Origin of the sequence: Vibrio sp. STUT-A11 (assembly GCF_026000435.1) — a bacterium.
In the GTDB taxonomy this organism is placed as follows: domain Bacteria; phylum Pseudomonadota; class Gammaproteobacteria; order Enterobacterales; family Vibrionaceae; genus Vibrio.
Window position 1 is genome coordinate 2,430,907 of the sequence record NZ_AP026763.1, and the last position, 16,516, is coordinate 2,447,422.

Below are 16,516 nucleotides of genomic sequence, written 5' to 3' on the forward strand. Positions count from 1 at the left end.
AGATATGGAATTATTTCCTGTCTTTTTGCTGAGCTTTTTGTTCTTTATATTTTTCTAACAGATTTTCTGGTGGTGGTGGAACTTGAAGGAAGAAACCGTCATTCAGCAGCGAAACTTTCACTTTTTCAATATCCACCTGTGCCAATGTACGACCATCAAGTTTAATCGTCATGACAGCGATAGGCTTACCGAACATCTGCATCAAGGTGTCAGGAACCTGTGAAAAGTCGTCCTTTTTCGGAATATAGAGATAAGTACCTTCTTTTTTAGAGCTTTTATAAATAGAACAAAGCATGACACGCCTTTTATGCTGATTTACCCGTTTTATGTACGGATTTAGTTGGAAACGTAAAATTGCCGCAAACTTAATAGCAAATTTGAGATTAATTCACCGAATTGCTTGCTAGAGAACTTGCTGCGTCAAAAGATGAAATATAACATGATAGGCCTAGTTTAAGGCAACGCTCTTTCAACAGAGGCAACAAGTCCACGATGACCCATTCACCAGACCTTAAAGGTAGCAGCTTTACTTTGTCAGTTTTACACCTTTCTGACAGCAAGATAGAAAAAACTATCGAATTTTTGCAAGAAAAAGTGTCACAGGCACCGTCTTTCTTTGCATCGGCACCTTTGGTTATCAATATAGCGAAAGTCGAAGGCGACATTGATTTCCCCAAACTCAAGCAAGGCATTGCCGACGCTGGGTTCATTCCGGTCGGTGTAGCGGGCTGTAAAGATAAACGTGTACAGAACCTTGCTTCTGAAGCTGGCTTCGCCATCATGTCTGCAAGTAAATCGCCAAGTCAGGCACCCGCTAAAATGGCGCCGACTAAGTTCGTTCGTACGCCGGTTCGCTCTGGTCAACAAATCTACGCGAAAGACGGTGATTTAGTGGTACTAGCACATGTTAGCGCAGGGGCGGAAGTTATTGCCGATGGTTCTATTCATATTCACGGAACTTTGCGCGGACGCGCAATTGCAGGCGCAAGTGGGCAGCATGAAGCGCGGATTATTTGCCACGATTTACAAGCAGAACTAGTATCTATTGCTGGAGATTACTGGTTAAGCGATCAAATTGAGAGTGAGTATTGGCAGCAGAAAGTAATGATCAGTAAAGCCGAAGAATCATTACATCTCGAAACGCTCACGATTTAGTATAAAAAGGAAAACAAATGGCACGCATTATTGTAGTAACGTCTGGTAAAGGTGGCGTCGGTAAGACCACTTCAAGCGCAGCCATCGCCTCTGGCTTGGCTCTAAAAGGCAATAAGACAGCGGTAATCGATTTCGATATCGGTTTGCGTAACCTCGATCTTATTATGGGTTGTGAGCGCCGTGTCGTTTATGACTTTGTGAACGTCATCAACGGTGAAGCGACGTTAAACCAAGCGCTGATCAAAGATAAGCGCACTGAAAACTTATTTATTCTTCCTGCATCTCAGACACGCGATAAAGACGCACTCACTAAGGATGGCGTGCAGCGTGTGTTTACAGAATTAGATGATATGGATTTTGACTTCATCATCTGTGATTCACCAGCAGGTATCGAGCAAGGTGCTCTAATGGCGCTCTACTACGCGGATGAAGCCATTGTGACCACCAACCCTGAAGTCTCATCTGTACGCGACTCAGACCGTATTTTGGGTATTCTGGATTCGAAATCTCTACGAGCTGAGCAAGGTTTAGAGCCAGTGAAGCAACACCTTCTGTTGACGCGTTACAACCCGATGCGCGTAAACCAAGGTGAAATGCTGAGTGTTGAGGACGTTGAGGAGATCCTTCACATCCCGCTACTGGGTGTGATTCCTGAAAGCCAAGCGGTGCTTAACGCATCAAACAAAGGTGTGCCAGTAACATTTGATGAAGAGACAGATGCGGGCATGGCTTACTCTGACACGGTAGACCGCTTACTGGGTAATAAGGTAGATTTTCGTTTCCTTACAGAGGAGAAGAAAGGACTCTTTAAACGACTGTTCGGAGGATAGACATGTCACTATTAGAATTTTTCCGCCCACAGAAGAAAAAATCCGCAAGTCTAGCCAAAGAGCGTTTGCAAATTATTGTGGCAGAACGACGCAGCCAAGATGATCCGGCACCGTCTTACCTGCCTCAGTTAAAAGAGGATATCCTGAAGGTGATCGGCAAATACGTCGACATTGACCCGAACATGGTTGATTTAACATTTGAGCATAAAGATGATGATATCTCAGTGCTTGAGCTCAACGTAAAGTTGCCTGACGACGAAAAGTAATTGTCCAGTCGGTATTTGTGAAGTGAGCTCGAGTCTTTCGAGCTTGATAACAAACACTCATGCTTGCAATTTTGTCGCTTGCTGTTAGTAGATTCCTGATCTCGCTTATGCTCGTCGGAATGACAGTATTCTGTGGATCATGATTCACCTCGTCATTCTGAACAGCGAGGGACGAGCGTGATTCAGAATCTATGACTAAGGTGCTGGGGTTCGTTAAGTACAGCTCAGAACTGAAATCCTAGTATTGGTATATTCGAGACTCGCTTATGCTCGTCGGAATGACGGTTTGAAAGTCCGTGAGTGAATTAAAAAGGTTGGCTATTTTGCCAACCTTTTTATTTACAGCTACTTAAGCGCTTTATTCATTTTTTCGCCGATAAGTTCAAGACGCCAGTTTTGCATCACATCAGGCAATCTTGCCGGATCACGGTCCTTTTTCCATACCCAACTAAGCAACTGATTGATCTGCTTTTTAGAGGCAAGAAACTCAGTCGCTAAGCCCGATTTCTGTGATGCACTTTTGACAATATCTTTCATGTTCTTGAAGACCTGCTTATAGCCCGGGTAGTCCATAAGACGTTCAATTTTCTCAGGGTACTCATCCACAGGTGTCTGCTTAGCTTTTTTAACGATATCAGCAATTTTTGCACCGTGACGATTAACCGCACGGATATCAATGCCTTCCGCTTCCATTTTCTTGAAGCTTGTTAAACCAAGGCGGGCAACCGTTAATAAGTCCCCTTCTTTGAAAACAAAGTTCAGAGCAAGGTCACGTTTGATTGCCTGGCGGTAACGCCAAGTGGCCAGCGGTTTTAAGATAGCTAACTCAGACGGTTTCAGCTGCCACGCACCTTTGATATCGAGATAAGCATTTTCTTCATTCACTTCACGAATACGCTTCGAAACCAGTAAATCGCTCTCCTGCTGCACCGCATGCCACCAGCCAGCTTCGGTCACTTTGTCGAGCAGGATTTCGTAAAGCGGCATCAAGTAATGAACGTCAGCTGCGGCATAGTCAAGCTGCTTTTGTGTCAGCGGGCGAGCCATCCAGTCAGTTCGAGACTCGCTCTTATCCAGTTCAACACCCAGATATTCTTCCACTAGCGTAGCAAAACCTGTTGATAGTCCATGGCCAAGGAATGCAGCCATAAGCTGAGTATCGACCATCGGAAACGGCGTGCAGCCAAACGCATTCTGGAATACTTCGAGATCTTCACCACACGCATGCAGGACTTTTAATACCGAGGTATCTTTCAAAAGTTCAACGAAGGGTGACATGTCCGTCAGTTCTGTCGGATCGATTAAGGAGAGATTATTGCCGTCGAAAAGCTGAATCAAACCTAGCTGTGGATAGAAAGTTCTGATCCGTACAAATTCTGTATCCAACATAACGACATCTGCGTCTCTTGCTTGAGCGCAAACTTGTTCTAGGTCTTTGTTTTTGATAATAATCTTATAATTCACATGCTTCTCGCTATAAAAAATGCCAGCAAAACGCTGGCATTCTATCATTTTTTAATTCCGGCGACTTCACGAAATCGACTTATGCGCTCTTCTTCGCAAGCTCTGCATCGTTTTCTTCACGAAGAACACGACGCAGAATTTTACCGACGTTAGTCTTCGGTAATTCTTCACGGAATTCAACCAGTTTTGGCACTTTGTATCCCGTTAAATGTTCGCGACAATGCGCAATCACTTCATCTTTGGTTAAGCTTGGATCGCGTTTAACGACATAGATTTTCACCAGTTCACCGGAGACATCGTTAGGCTGACCAATCGCTGCAACTTCCAGAACCTTACCATGCAAGGCGACAACATCTTCAATCTCGTTCGGATAAACGTTGAAGCCAGAGACCAGAATCATGTCTTTTTTACGGTCAACAATATGCAGGAAGCCTTCGGCGTCAAACTTAACAATATCGCCAGTTGATAACCAACCTTCTGCGTTGATGGTGTCTTTGCTTGCTTCCGGGCGTTGCCAATAACCTTGCATCACCTGAGGACCACGAACCTGAAGCTCACCCGTACCGGTATTTGGCAGAGCATTGCCCTCTTCATCGACAATACGAACTTCTGTCGAAGGGACCGGCAAACCAATAGACCCATTATATTCAATAAGATCATGCGGGTAAGCCGCCACCAGAGGAGAACACTCTGTCAGGCCATAGCCTTCTAGCAAATAGCAACCTGTTGTCTTCAACCATTTTTCTGCAACGGCGCGCTGAACAGCCATACCACCACCCACTGAAAGGCGCAGATTGCTGAAGTCCAGCTCATGGAAGTCTTCATTGTTCACCAGTGCGTTGAATAGGGTATTCACCCCAGTAATGGCGGTAAATGGATATTTTTGTAGCTCTTTAACAAACCCTGGAATATCACGTGGGTTGGTAATCAGCAGGTTACGTCCACCCATTTCGATAAACAATAAGCAGTTCACGGTTAATGCAAATACGTGATACAGCGGCAATGCCGTCACAACCAACTCTCTACCCGGAGTCAGCACCGGGCCATACGCACCTTTCGCCTGCAATACGTTTGCGATCATATTGCGATGAGTCAGAATCGCACCTTTCGCTACCCCAGTCGTACCACCGGTGTATTGTAAAAAAGCAATATCATCGCCAGACATAAATGGCTTAACGTACTGCAAACGACGACCTTTGTGTAAGGCCTTACGCATTGAAATAGCACCAGGCAAGTTATATTTAGGCACCATACCTTTAACGTATTTCACGACAAAATCGACAATCGTACCTTTCGCTCGTGGCAGCATCTGCCCAAGGCTGGTCAACACAACATGCTTTACACAAGTGTTCTCAACAATTTGCTCTAACGTATTAGCAAAGTTAGAAACAATCACGATCGCTGTCGCACCAGAGTCGTTTAGCTGGTGTTCAAGTTCACGAGGAGTGTATAACGGGTTCACGTTTACCGCGATGCAACCTGCACGCAAAATACCAAACAGCGCAACTGGGTATTGGAGCAAGTTAGGCATCATCAGAGCAACTCGGTCACCCTTTTTTAGCTTTAACTCATTTTGTAGGTAAGCGGCAAATGCGCGGCTACGCTCTTCCAGCTTTCGGAAGGTCATAACCGAGCCCATGTTCATAAATGCTGGTTGGTCTGCGTACTTTTGTACAGACTGCTCAAACATTTCAACCAAAGACTCATATTGGTCTGGGTTAATGGTTTCAGGTACGTCACTTGGATAACGTGAAAGCCATGGTTTATCCACGATATTACTCCTCGTTCATCGCTGTCTTACGATAACAGCCTTTTTATTTTGAGGGCTATTACAGCACAGCGAAGGTGCTTGAGCACGAAACTCCCAAACACTTGTTTAAATTTTGTTAACTACACCAAGAATTCCGTCTGAAACTTCGAGTATTTGCTCTAAATGACAGTGGTGACCTCCCGAGACAGTGATCACTTGTGGTGAATTCTGCCCCCAATCAGCTTGACTGGAAGGTAAATTTTGGAATCCTTGGTCGCCCAATACGATCAGGTGTGGGCAACGTATTTGGCTGGTGATTGAGTCCGCATGCTCTTGCGCCATTCGGTAAAGCGAAGCGCATTTTAACTTGGGATCATGTCGCCAAAACCAGACGTTTTCACGCTGTACTGTTCCGCGTTCTACGATTGGCAGAAGCTGTTCAGCGGTCAGCTGGTTGGCTTGCATGCGTAACTTTAGAGCCAGTTCAAAGGAAGATAGGGATCGTTCAGGCTTGTTTTGTTGTCGTTGCCGACTCAACACGCCATCACGAAGTCTTTGCAAACTATTCGAGGGTTCCTCAGTAAGAGGACCAGCACCTTCGATTTGCACTAACGCTTCGACCTGCTCAGGAAACGCAGCACTATAGCAACTTGCGACTAAAGCACCAAGTGAATGACCTACTAATACCAGCCTGTTTGGCGATAATTCATCCAATAACTGATATAAGTCGGCAATATAATCGTGGAAGAGGTAATAATTGTCGGATGATTTGTGGCTGGACAAACCATGCCCAAAGTGATCAATGGCTAATAAATGGAGCGCTGGGTTGAGCTGATGCATCTGATCCATCAAGGCTTTAAAGCTACCCGCATTGTCTAGCCAACCATGAAGAAAAACGACTGACAAGTCAGCCGTTTTTTCATTACCTATTTCAAGGGCTGCCACTGTCCCGGCAGCAAGTCTAAATCGACGCTCATGCATGGCAGATTATTTAACCTGTTTGATGACTCTGCCATCTTGCGAGAAATCATGACGCAACATACGGCAGTTAATAGAATAACAAGGGTAGAAATAACTCGTTGTATCGTACGTTCGGACTCGCTCTTCTATCGTCCATAAGCGGTAGCCCTGACCTTTAATCAGCGGGAAGATGTATTCATGCTCGCCAATTTTTCCTGCTTCTTCTCCCGCACTCTTACCAACCACTGTTACTAAACGCCCCTGGCTAAATGCCACCGGCTCTAAATAACCATCGAAGTAAACCGCGAAACGGCCATCAGGCTCCTCACTAATATCAGGCTTACCAGACTCGCTGATAGGTAGGTTGGCTATTTCAACACGTGTTTTGTCTTTGAAGTTGTCAACTTTCGCAATGATACCCCCAAGACGAACATCTTGGCTTGCCATCCCTTCAGACTCAGCAAAGGTTTTATAATCTGTTAATACTTGTTCAGTGCTCGCATTCAACTCTTCAGGGAGAGAGCTGCATGCTGACAGCCCAACCACGGCAAACAAAGCCAGGAGAATTTGTTGAGATAAGGTCATAAATCACCATCTAAATCTACTGCTGTTAAGCGAAACCGCTCCGCCTTTTACACATAAATATCGACACCAAGTAATTGAGCCAGTTCCTCTTTTTTTGCTCGATTCATGACATCCATGTACTGTTCCATCGCTTTTCGTGCATTTCCTTCAGGAAGATCGTACTGCACTTGAGCACGGTGAATCTGGGCTTCATCCACTTGTTTTATGGAATGAGCGACTGCATCGGCAATCTTAGAAGGTTGGCCTACCGACGGTTGTGCCTGAGTCTTTTTTAGCTGGTTCTTTTTACTGACTTTATTAGCGCGGTTTGCCCCTGTCACCAGCGAGGGAGGTAAACCATGAATTGATGCCATAACACTCCATAAAAAAGCGGGGCAACAACCGCCCCGCTCTTATTTCATTTTTTCGATTACTCGCGGCCCGGAAGTTTCTTCCAGGTCACGTTATCACGCAGATAAACCGGGCTCGACTCTTCAACTGGAACCGTGTTGCCTTTTGCTAACTCTTGCTTAGCCAGAATCACGATGTCTTGTGAGTCTGGATAAAGTACGTCACTTGAAGTCATACTGAATGGCAAATTAGCCAGCTCTTCCTGATAAGCCCCCCAACCGGTACCTGCCGTTGTCCAGATTTTATCGTCGGCTTGAGCTTCTTCAACCAGACGCGCTGGCGGAATAACACACTCTTCATCCACACCGGCCCATTCACCATTTTCTTGGCGAGAATAACGCGCCCAGTACACTTCACTCATGCGTGCATCAATCGCAACGGCAACATCCGTCGAACCATGCAGACGGTAGCTTGCTTGTGCCATCGCAGCGAGTGTTGACACACCAATCATCGGCAATTCAGCGCCAAATGCTAAACCTTGTGCAATGCCGATACCGATACGTACACCTGTGAAACTACCCGGACCACGGCCAAATGCAAGTGCGTCCAGTTCTTGTAGAGTCAAACCCGCTTCTTTCAACACTTCGTCAACCATAGGCAAGACTTTCTTGGTGTGATCGCGCGGTGCTACTTCGCTGCGTGAAATCACTTGGTCATTAACCAGTAGCGCAACTGAACAGTTTTCAGTTGCTGTATCGATGGCAAGAATTTTTGCGCTCATTTAACTCTCTACAACTCTATTTGATTTGGTTAGGCCACAATGCTCGTCTGTGACCGACTACTCTGCTTTAAGAAAAGCTTTGATTCGTTCTAAATCTCGTGTTCTTGGAATCGGCGGTAAACTTCCCAAGAAGGTGCCACCATAATCTCGGGTCACCAAGCGATTATCACAAATGATCAATGCTCCATGATCTTTCTGATCCCTAATCAAGCGTCCTACGCCCTGCTTTAACGTAATCACCGCATCTGGAATTTGCACTTCAGCAAAAGGCTCTCCACCACGCAGTCGACAATCTTCGATTCGGGCTTTGAGGAGCGGGTCATCAGGGGCGGTAAACGGTAATTTGTCGATGATAACACAGCTCAGCGCATCACCTCTAACATCGATCCCTTCCCAAAACGCACCCGTTGCCACCAGCAACGCATTTCCGAGTTCCATAAACTCTGCCAAAGTTTTTTGTTTACTCATTTCACCTTGCATCAGAACAGGCAAATCCAGTTTTTCACGGAACTGTTCACCCAACTCACGCATCATGCTGTGAGAGGTACAAAGAAAGAAGCAGCGTCCCTGGTTCTCTTCAATGACTGGCGCTAACATTCTCACTAGTTTATCCGCCAACCCCGGACTGTTTGGTTCTGGTAAATAACGAGGTACACATAAGCGCGCTTGTTTTTCATAATCAAACGGCGATGGCAACGAAAACTGCTGCTTGGGTTTTAAGCCTAAGCGGTCGGTAAAGTGTTTAAAATCCCCCGATACCGCCAAAGTTGCGGAGGTAAAAATCCAAGCACCCTGCTTAATTTCAATTTGCTCATGGAATTTATCAGCAACGGAAAGCGGTGTAATGTGTAACGCAAAATGCCGTGGTGAGGTGTCATACCAATAGGAATAACCGGTGATGTCGACATCACATACACGGTCAATTCGACCTTTAATCAAATTAGCCCGTTCAAATGCAGCATCCAGCAGTTGGCTGCGGCCTAAAGCAATTTTGAGAACATCAATGGCAAGATCGAGACTGTCGGTTAGCCGAACCAATTCACGCTTGATGGATTCCGACTGCATCGCTTCTCGCCAGTTACCACGAAAGCCTGGCTCGCCAAGAACAATACGCATATCCATGGCACTTTGCAGTAACTTATCCCCTACCTTTTGTAATTGACGCATGTCTTTCGCTTCGGTTCGGTAAGCGATTTCAATGTCTTTAGCTAAATCATGAATTTGACGGCTAGAGACCGTCTGGCCAAAATATTCACTGGCAATGTCGGGTAACTGATGCGCCTCATCGAAAATGAACACGTCCGCCTCTGGGATTAACTCACCAAAGCCAGTTTCTTTAATCGCAAGGTCAGCAAGAAACAGGTGATGGTTCACCACCACAACATCGGAGTCCATAGCACGTTTACGCGCTTTCAGTACAAAACAGTCGGTATAGCTTGGGCATTCTTTGCCCAAACAATTGTCATTCGTCGACGTAATCGTTGGAATGATCATGCTGTCTTCCGGCAAATCTTCACAGTCACCTAAGTCACCGGTTTTGGTTTCGGAAGACCACGATCTTACCTTAACTAATTGAGTCAGCAACGTTGGGTCGGACTCATTGGTGTGGCTTTCCACCATCTGACGGCTAAGGCGATCCAGGCAAAGGTAATTGGAGCGCCCTTTCAACAGCGCTACCTGACCATAAAAACCAAGCGCATTCACCATCAGTGGTAAATCTCGATGGTACAGCTGCTCTTGCAAGTTTTTAGAACCAGTACTTATGATGACTTTCTTACCGCTAAGCAGAGCTGGAACTAGGTAAGCAAAAGTTTTGCCTGTCCCTGTCCCGGCTTCCACCACCAGTTGACTTTGATCTTTGATCGCACTACTGACGGCTTCTGCCATATCAATTTGTGGCTGACGAGCCTGAAAGCCAGGTATGGCCTTACCTAAAGCGCCCTCAGAGGAGAATGTTTTTGCGATCATGACTGATATTTTGTTGGGAAAATTGACGAAAGTATATCAGACGATCAAGAGTAACATCAGCCTACAATATGACCCTCTAATTACTCATCGTTGATATTTTGTTGAAACCAGTCGAAGAATAGATTATTTATGGTGGAACATTGCAGTACGGTTGGTCCCTGTAGGCCAACACATTTTTCGTACGCTTCATTTTTATTGCATGGAAGTCCCCAGTTTATGGAAAAGAAAACCCTGTTAACCCATTGTTCTGACGCTCCGGGTTTAATCTCAAAAATCACTAACATTTGTTACAAACATCAACTCAATATCATTCACAACAATGAGTTTGTTGATAATACCAGCGGGCACTTTTTCATGCGAACGGAGTTGGAAGGTTACTTCAACGATCAAACGCTTCTCGCTGATTTGGATCAAGCGTTGCCAACCGGTGCAAAACGCACACTGGTTAGCTCTCGCCGCAAGCGCATCGTCATTTTAGTAACAAAGGAAGCCCACTGTCTGGGCGATATACTGATGAAAAATTACGATGGTGGCTTAGATGTTGAAATAGCGGCGGTCATTGGTAACTACGACAAACTGCAAACGTTGACTGAGCGATTTGATATTCCTTATCACTATGTGACGCATGAGGATCTCAGCCGTGAAGAGCACGAACAAAAAATGCTCGAAGTCATCGACCAATACGATGCAGACTACATTGTACTCGCGAAGTACATGCGTGTATTAACGCCATCATTTGTTGAGAAATATCACCACAAGATCATCAACATTCACCACAGCTTCTTACCAGCGTTTATTGGGGCGAAACCTTACCAGCAAGCGTATGACCGTGGGGTGAAGATCATCGGTGCTACGGCGCACTTTGTGACCAATGATTTGGACGAAGGCCCGATCATCAAACAGGATGTCATTCCCGTTGACCACAACTTTAGTGCACAGGATATGGCACAAGCCGGTCGTGATGTAGAGAAGAACGTCTTAAGTAAAGCACTTAATAAGGTGCTCAATGACCACGTTTTTGTTTACGGTAATAAGACGGTGATTTTGTAATCGCGTCTTCCGTCACATACAAAACGTCGCAGAAACCCGCCTCATCGGCGGGTTTTGTTTTTTCAACTTAATCTAGAAATTTAAACATCACAACTAAGTGATCTGCATCGAAATTTTTCCATTTGCTACAATCATTTACCTCATGAATAATTTGGCTAACCATCTAACCTCCTTATAATAAACCAATTCAATAATAAGGAGTTAAAATGAAAAAAACGTTAGTGGCTTTTCTGGTTGGGCTGACTTTACCTGCAACCGCAATCGCAGATGCCCTTGAGCCTGCTCAGAATGATGTATCCACACGAATTATTGGCGGAGAGCCCGCCAATACCACAGACTGGAAATTTATTGCTTCTCTGGTACGTAAAGAAAAGCCAGCTTCCATTGGACACTTCTGTGGCGGTAGTTTCCTCGGCGGAAAATACGTATTGACCGCAGCGCACTGTGTTGAAGAAACCAATGCGGGCGATATCGATATCGTGCTTGGCCTTTATGACCAAACAAACGAGTCTCAAGCGCAGCGTATTTCAGTTAAGAATATCTACACGCATACCGAATATGATAGCAAGACCCTTAACAACGATATCGCCCTTATCGAATTAGACCAAAGTGTCGATGGCGCGACTATTGAGCTCGCAACCACGACGGTGTTAGATAGTATCCGAGCAGGAAATAAGGTTCATGCAGCTGGCTGGGGCAACACCTCGACTACAGAGAGAGTATTCCCAACCGTACTCCAGCAAGTTGAACTGGAATATGTAGACCGAGGTACATGCCAAAACCTGCAGGGGGATTATTCCAACGTGTCAGATGATGGAATTTGCGCTGGATATTCCTCGGGAGGGAAAGACACCTGCCAGGGGGATAGCGGCGGACCTCTGATCGTCGATGACAACGGCATTAATAAGCTATTGGGTGTGGTTAGTTGGGGCGCGGGATGTGCTCAGCCTAATGCTTACGGGGTTTACGCCAACGTGGCCCACTTTCAGCACAACGGCTGGATAGATAGCCATCGTAATACCATCAGCTATACCCAATATCGCAATCTTCATCTGGTTGAGAGAAAAGCTCAACAGGAAAGCTTTACCATTCGTAATGACGAGGCAGATTCTCCACTAAACATCACTGGTATTACTCTATCAAGTGGACTCACAATCACCGAAAATACTTGTGAAGAGACCCTGAGTCCTTCTGAAAGTTGCCAAATTACGGTGGGTTACTACCCTAGCTATTCGGGTTCCGAGGAAACGATTGAAGTCACCACCGATCACCCGAAACTACCTAAGCTTTCGACTACCTTTGAATATATAGGTGTTGATAAAGCCAGCGATTCGCTAAGCAGTGCCATTCCGCTGACAGGTGTTAATGTCTATACCAATAACTACGCTTGGACAGCCGAAAATGGTGAACTTCACTCTGCAGATATGGGCGCTGCTACTGGTGAGTCTATCTTGTACCTCACCGATCTGCCTAAAGGCAAACTGACGATGGATCTAAAAGTGTTATCCGATGGCTTTGACTATTTTGTCGTCTATATTAATGGTCAAATGTATGATTACACCAACCAGCTTCTAGATTACACCGAGGTTTCAGCCGATCTTTACAGAACGTCAAATACGGTCATGTTTGCTTATCTTAAAAACTACGCAGAGACTGGTGGTTATGACGCACAAGCGAATATTCGCAATATTAAAATGTCAGTTAGCGCAGAGAGCAATAACGACAACGATAATAGTGTAAATAGCAAATCCAGCTCAGGTGGCAGTTTTTCTATTGGTCTGTTGATGCTGCTGGCTGCTGGCTCATTCCTTCGCCGAAAAAAAGGATAATCAGATGATACGTGCATTCAAGACAGTACTGCTTGGTTTGAGCTCTATCAGCTTAGCCGCTTGCTCGGCGAATGCAGAGCTACAGAAAAGCCCGGCTCCTAAGCCTCAGGCGATGATGGTGGAAGCTTACCGAACGAGTGAAAATACGATTTCATTTATCGCCGAGTCTACCGGCTGCAGTCAAAACGAGGACTTTAGCCTGAAAGTAGAGCAAAGCTCGCGTTCAGAGGTTCTAGTCACCATCGTTAGAGACAAAGTGGATCATTGTAAACGAATGCCGTTTGCCAAAACCTTCACACTGCCTCTGGGTAAAGAGTTGCAAGGCAAAAAACTTTCCATCACAAACCCAACAAGCAAGTCGCTGACTAAACAGTGATTAGCTTATTAAAAGGGAGTCTCGGCTCCCTTTTCACTTTCTCGTTTTTTATGCTTCCGACTCGACAATCGCCTTTAGTGAATACGGATGAAGTTTGATACATACCCCTTGGTATTTAAATGCCACCGTTGGGTTGTTGAGACGCTCCCCTTCCCCTTTCGGACTAGAGAGCTTGATTTTCACCCCCATATCTTCCAACTTATAAAACTGCGCACCAAAGTCTGGGTAAGTGTGTTTTAGATCAGCTAGGAACTCATCTGCAGTCTCCGCATGAGATGGGATGACAAACTCTATGTGCTCCCAGCCTTCTGTTGGGTAGAGCTTACCTTCTGCAGGATACGGCAACTCCAAACACTCAATTTTCCAGCCTCGGCTTTCTAGCATTTTAGCAAACTCGATCACGATGATTGGGCGGCCATTGATTTGCGCTTGAGAAATGACTTTACCGTATTGAGCCCAAGCTTGATGTGCTTGTTGCGCAGTTTCAGTGTCGTTGATACGTAACGCGATATGGTCGGCTTGAGCAAGGCTCAAATCCAAACGAAGCATTGACGCCAGTGCTTCAATCTTATCCACAAAGGCGTCCAGGTCTTGGATCATCACTTCTGGTGATAGGCGTTTTTCAACAAGTTGAATAATCATTAGAGCTCTCTTTAAAGGCGATTTATCGTTTTACTCTGGGCGCAATAGTAAACCTAAGTTGAGTGACATTCCATTCAATCGAAAAAGTACGAATTTCCCCAAATCCTCTCTGTATGAAAAGCAATAAAGTTGTTATCATTAGCGCCATTTTTGTGAACTCCAACAGAACTCGACTCCGATTATAACGGGTTCTTAGTCCTCGAATTGAAGGAAACGCGTGTGAATATCCAAGCACTTATTAATGACAAAGTATCTCAGGCTCTAGAAGCCGCTGGCGCACCTGCAGGCAGCCCTGCAGCCGTCCGTCAATCAGCAAAGCCACAATTTGGTGACTACCAAGCAAACGGCGTAATGGGCGTTGCTAAAAAACTGGGTACTAACCCACGAGAATTTGCACAGAAAGTACTGGATGTTCTTGACCTTGACGGTATCGCGAGCAAAACAGAAATCGCTGGCCCTGGTTTTATCAACATTTTCCTAAGCGAAGCGTTCTTGGCGAAACAAGCTGATGCAGCGCTAGCGGATTCACGTCTGGGCGTGGCGGCGGAAGAAGCGCAAACTATCGTTGCAGACTACTCTGCACCAAACGTTGCGAAAGAAATGCACGTAGGCCACCTGCGTTCAACTATTATTGGTGATGCGGTAGTACGTACTCTTGAGTTCTTGGGCCATAACGTGATCCGCGCCAACCACATTGGCGACTGGGGTACTCAGTTTGGTATGCTTATCGCTAACCTTGAGCGTGTACAACAAGAGTCTGGCGAAGTGTCGATGGAGCTGGCTGACCTTGAAGCCTTCTACCGTGAATCTAAAAAGCTTTATGATGAAGACGAAGAGTTCGCAGTTAAAGCACGTAACTACGTTGTGAAACTACAAAGCGGCGACGAGTTCTGCGCAGAAATGTGGAAGAAACTGGTTGACGTAACCATGATCCAAAACCAGCGCAACTACGATCGTCTCAACGTTTCACTAACTCGTGATGACGTTATGGGCGAGAGCATGTACAACGACATGCTACCTAAGATCGTTGCGGACCTGAAAGAGCAAGGTCTTGCAGTTGAAGATGACGGCGCACAAGTTGTTTTCCTAGACGAGTACAAAAACAAAGACGGTGAGCCTATGGGCGTTATCGTTCAGAAACGCGATGGTGGCTTCCTTTACACCACAACAGATATCGCCTGTGCGAAATACCGTTACGAAGAACTAGGCGCGAACCGCGTACTTTACTTCATTGACTCTCGTCAGCACCAACACCTAATGCAGGCTTGGACTATTGTTCGTAAAGCTGGCTACGTTCCTGAGTCGGTATCTCTTGAGCACCACGCATTCGGTATGATGCTAGGTAAAGATGGTCGTCCATTTAAGACTCGCGCTGGTGGCACTGTTCGCCTTGCTGATCTGTTGGATGAAGCAGAAGAGCGCGCAGCGAAACTGATCGAATCAAAGAACCCTTCACTAGACGCAGAAGAGAAAGAGAAAATCTCTCGCACAGTAGCAATGGCTGCCGTGAAATACTCGGACCTTTCTAAGCACCGTACCACCGACTACGTGTTCGATTGGGACAACATGTTGGCGTTTGAAGGTAACACTGCACCATACATGCAGTATGCATACACTCGCGTTGCTTCTATCTTCGCCAAAGCTGGCGTTGCAATGGACGCGCTTCAAGGTGATATCCAGATCACTGACGAGAAAGAAAAAGCGCTTATCGCAAAACTTCTACAGTTCGAAGAAGCGGTTCAATCTGTTGCTCGCGAAGGTCAACCTCACATCATGTGTAGCTACTTGTTTGAGCTAGCAGGCCAGTTCTCAAGTTTCTACGAAGCTTGTCCTATCCTTGTTGCAGAAGACGAGGCCGTTAAACAAAGCCGCCTGAAGCTTGCTGCACTAACAGCGAAGACCATCAAGCAAGGTCTGTCTCTACTAGGTATCGAAACACTAGATCGCATGTAAACTCATCTTAGCTAACGCTTAAAAAACAAAGGCTGACGTGAGAGCGTCAGCCTTTTTGTTTATACTGAATTCAATCAATACAATTAAAAATAAATTGGAAAATAAAATGAGTTTCGAACTGCACCCTCAACTAGCAAAAGACACCACTGTTATTGGCCATTTCCCACTTTGCGTTGCTCTGCTACATAAAGACAATGCCGTACCTTGGGTTATTCTGGTTCCCAAGCGAGCTAATGTAAAAGAGCTGCACCACTTACCGATGCACGATCAGCGACAGTTCTTGTTAGAATCTCAGGCGGTAAGCCAGGCGCTCGAAGCAACTTTCCTTCCAGACAAACTCAATATGGGGGCTCTGGGGAACATGGTTCCTCAGCTGCATATTCATCATATCGCGCGCTTTAAAGATGATATTGCTTGGCCAGGACCTGTATGGGGCAACACTAATGGTGAATTCCGTAGTAAAGGCGAACAGGACGAAGTGCTTGGTCGAATTAAGAATGTGTTATCACTCAGTTCTATTTTCCAAATAGTGTAAGCCTTTGCGCTGATTCCAGAAACGAAAAAGCCGCCCGTTAAT

General features: G+C 45.7%; 17 protein-coding genes. 8 read left to right on the forward strand and 9 right to left on the reverse strand.

From position 1 onward, the window contains the following. Positions 1-10: 10 nt before the first annotated feature. Entirely contained in the window at positions 11-295 is a 285-nt protein-coding gene (locus OO774_RS11340; protein ID WP_264902530.1) for a YcgL domain-containing protein, read from the reverse strand. Positions 296-492: 197 nt separating this feature from the next. Between OO774_RS11340 and minC the strand changes: the two genes are divergently transcribed. From minC to minE, 3 genes are read left to right on the forward strand one after another with little or no spacing between them, the layout of a single operon-like run. After that, the gene (gene minC, locus OO774_RS11345; RefSeq protein ID WP_264902532.1) at positions 493-1,155 is read left to right on the forward strand and encodes a septum site-determining protein MinC; all 663 of its coding nucleotides are present in this window, start codon (positions 493-495) and stop codon (positions 1,153-1,155) included. 17 nt (positions 1,156-1,172) lie between these two features. Continuing rightward, a complete protein-coding gene (minD, locus tag OO774_RS11350; RefSeq protein ID WP_264902534.1) occupies positions 1,173-1,985 on the forward strand; it encodes a septum site-determining protein MinD in 813 nt (270 codons plus the stop codon). Between the two features lie 2 nt (positions 1,986-1,987). Beyond that, on the forward strand, positions 1,988-2,251 hold the full coding sequence (minE, locus tag OO774_RS11355) for a cell division topological specificity factor MinE (protein ID WP_014231174.1): 264 nt from the start codon (positions 1,988-1,990) through the stop codon (positions 2,249-2,251). Between the two features lie 345 nt (positions 2,252-2,596). Here the strand turns inward: minE and rnd are convergent, their stop codons facing one another. The 7 genes from rnd to OO774_RS11390 all read right to left on the reverse strand — a co-directional run bounded on the left by rnd (position 2,597) and on the right by OO774_RS11390 (position 10,089). Further along, on the reverse strand, positions 2,597-3,715 hold the full coding sequence (gene rnd, locus OO774_RS11360) for a ribonuclease D (protein ID WP_264902535.1): 1,119 nt from the start codon (positions 3,713-3,715) through the stop codon (positions 2,597-2,599). A gap of 79 nt (positions 3,716-3,794) precedes the next feature. Beyond that, the gene (fadD, locus tag OO774_RS11365; RefSeq protein ID WP_264902536.1) at positions 3,795-5,486 is read right to left on the reverse strand and encodes a long-chain-fatty-acid--CoA ligase FadD; all 1,692 of its coding nucleotides are present in this window, start codon (positions 5,484-5,486) and stop codon (positions 3,795-3,797) included. A gap of 105 nt (positions 5,487-5,591) precedes the next feature. Next, positions 5,592-6,446, reverse strand: a complete 855-nt coding sequence (locus OO774_RS11370; RefSeq protein ID WP_264902538.1) for an alpha/beta hydrolase — start codon at positions 6,444-6,446, stop codon at positions 5,592-5,594. A 6-nt stretch (positions 6,447-6,452) separates the two neighbouring features. After that, on the reverse strand, positions 6,453-7,010 hold the full coding sequence (locus tag OO774_RS11375; protein ID WP_264902540.1) for a Slp family lipoprotein: 558 nt from the start codon (positions 7,008-7,010) through the stop codon (positions 6,453-6,455). Between the two features lie 47 nt (positions 7,011-7,057). Beyond that, a complete protein-coding gene (locus tag OO774_RS11380; RefSeq protein ID WP_264902542.1) occupies positions 7,058-7,363 on the reverse strand; it encodes a chromosome partitioning protein ParA in 306 nt (101 codons plus the stop codon). A gap of 56 nt (positions 7,364-7,419) precedes the next feature. After that, positions 7,420-8,121 (reverse strand): tRNA (adenosine(37)-N6)-threonylcarbamoyltransferase complex dimerization subunit type 1 TsaB, encoded by a 702-nt coding sequence (tsaB, locus tag OO774_RS11385; protein WP_264902544.1) that lies wholly within the window; start codon positions 8,119-8,121, stop codon positions 7,420-7,422. A gap of 57 nt (positions 8,122-8,178) precedes the next feature. Beyond that, positions 8,179-10,089, reverse strand: a complete 1,911-nt coding sequence (locus tag OO774_RS11390; protein WP_264902546.1) for an ATP-dependent DNA helicase — start codon at positions 10,087-10,089, stop codon at positions 8,179-8,181. A 216-nt stretch (positions 10,090-10,305) separates the two neighbouring features. Here OO774_RS11390 and purU point away from each other — a divergent pair, with 216 nt between their 5' ends. The 3 genes from purU to OO774_RS11405 all read left to right on the forward strand — a co-directional run bounded on the left by purU (position 10,306) and on the right by OO774_RS11405 (position 13,344). After that, the gene (gene purU, locus OO774_RS11395) at positions 10,306-11,139 is read left to right on the forward strand and encodes a formyltetrahydrofolate deformylase (RefSeq protein WP_264902547.1); all 834 of its coding nucleotides are present in this window, start codon (positions 10,306-10,308) and stop codon (positions 11,137-11,139) included. 206 nt (positions 11,140-11,345) lie between these two features. After that, positions 11,346-12,968, forward strand: coding sequence for a serine protease (locus OO774_RS11400; protein ID WP_264902548.1), 1,623 nt, complete (start codon positions 11,346-11,348; stop codon positions 12,966-12,968). A 4-nt stretch (positions 12,969-12,972) separates the two neighbouring features. Next, positions 12,973-13,344: a hypothetical protein gene (locus tag OO774_RS11405; protein WP_264902549.1), complete on the forward strand. Its 372-nt coding sequence runs from the start codon at positions 12,973-12,975 to the stop codon at positions 13,342-13,344. A gap of 48 nt (positions 13,345-13,392) precedes the next feature. Here the strand turns inward: OO774_RS11405 and OO774_RS11410 are convergent, their stop codons facing one another. Further along, the gene (locus OO774_RS11410; protein ID WP_264902551.1) at positions 13,393-13,986 is read right to left on the reverse strand and encodes a VOC family protein; all 594 of its coding nucleotides are present in this window, start codon (positions 13,984-13,986) and stop codon (positions 13,393-13,395) included. Between the two features lie 219 nt (positions 13,987-14,205). On the opposite strand from OO774_RS11410, the gene argS reads away from it, so the two are divergent. Both argS and OO774_RS11420 read left to right on the forward strand, forming a co-directional pair. Beyond that, positions 14,206-15,939: an arginine--tRNA ligase gene (argS, locus tag OO774_RS11415; RefSeq protein ID WP_264902552.1), complete on the forward strand. Its 1,734-nt coding sequence runs from the start codon at positions 14,206-14,208 to the stop codon at positions 15,937-15,939. A 106-nt stretch (positions 15,940-16,045) separates the two neighbouring features. Continuing rightward, a complete protein-coding gene (locus OO774_RS11420; RefSeq protein WP_264902554.1) occupies positions 16,046-16,474 on the forward strand; it encodes an HIT domain-containing protein in 429 nt (142 codons plus the stop codon). Positions 16,475-16,516 lie beyond the last annotated feature (42 nt).

What these genes read in the sequence shown, in the direction of transcription:
- OO774_RS11340 (WP_264902530.1), bottom strand. Translation starts at nt 295, where the DNA reads ATGCTTTGTTCTATTTATAAAAGCTCTAAAAAAGAAGGTACTTATCTC.
- minC (WP_264902532.1), top strand. Translation starts at nt 493, where the DNA reads ATGACCCATTCACCAGACCTTAAAGGTAGCAGCTTTACTTTGTCAGTT.
- minD (WP_264902534.1), top strand. Translation starts at nt 1,173, where the DNA reads ATGGCACGCATTATTGTAGTAACGTCTGGTAAAGGTGGCGTCGGTAAG.
- minE (WP_014231174.1), top strand. Translation starts at nt 1,988, where the DNA reads ATGTCACTATTAGAATTTTTCCGCCCACAGAAGAAAAAATCCGCAAGT.
- OO774_RS11370 (WP_264902538.1), bottom strand. Translation starts at nt 6,446, where the DNA reads ATGCATGAGCGTCGATTTAGACTTGCTGCCGGGACAGTGGCAGCCCTT.
- OO774_RS11375 (WP_264902540.1), bottom strand. Translation starts at nt 7,010, where the DNA reads ATGACCTTATCTCAACAAATTCTCCTGGCTTTGTTTGCCGTGGTTGGG.
- OO774_RS11380 (WP_264902542.1), bottom strand. Translation starts at nt 7,363, where the DNA reads ATGGCATCAATTCATGGTTTACCTCCCTCGCTGGTGACAGGGGCAAAC.
- tsaB (WP_264902544.1), bottom strand. Translation starts at nt 8,121, where the DNA reads ATGAGCGCAAAAATTCTTGCCATCGATACAGCAACTGAAAACTGTTCA.
- OO774_RS11390 (WP_264902546.1), bottom strand. Translation starts at nt 10,089, where the DNA reads ATGATCGCAAAAACATTCTCCTCTGAGGGCGCTTTAGGTAAGGCCATA.
- purU (WP_264902547.1), top strand. Translation starts at nt 10,306, where the DNA reads ATGGAAAAGAAAACCCTGTTAACCCATTGTTCTGACGCTCCGGGTTTA.
- OO774_RS11400 (WP_264902548.1), top strand. Translation starts at nt 11,346, where the DNA reads ATGAAAAAAACGTTAGTGGCTTTTCTGGTTGGGCTGACTTTACCTGCA.
- OO774_RS11405 (WP_264902549.1), top strand. Translation starts at nt 12,973, where the DNA reads ATGATACGTGCATTCAAGACAGTACTGCTTGGTTTGAGCTCTATCAGC.
- OO774_RS11410 (WP_264902551.1), bottom strand. Translation starts at nt 13,986, where the DNA reads ATGATTATTCAACTTGTTGAAAAACGCCTATCACCAGAAGTGATGATC.
- OO774_RS11420 (WP_264902554.1), top strand. Translation starts at nt 16,046, where the DNA reads ATGAGTTTCGAACTGCACCCTCAACTAGCAAAAGACACCACTGTTATT.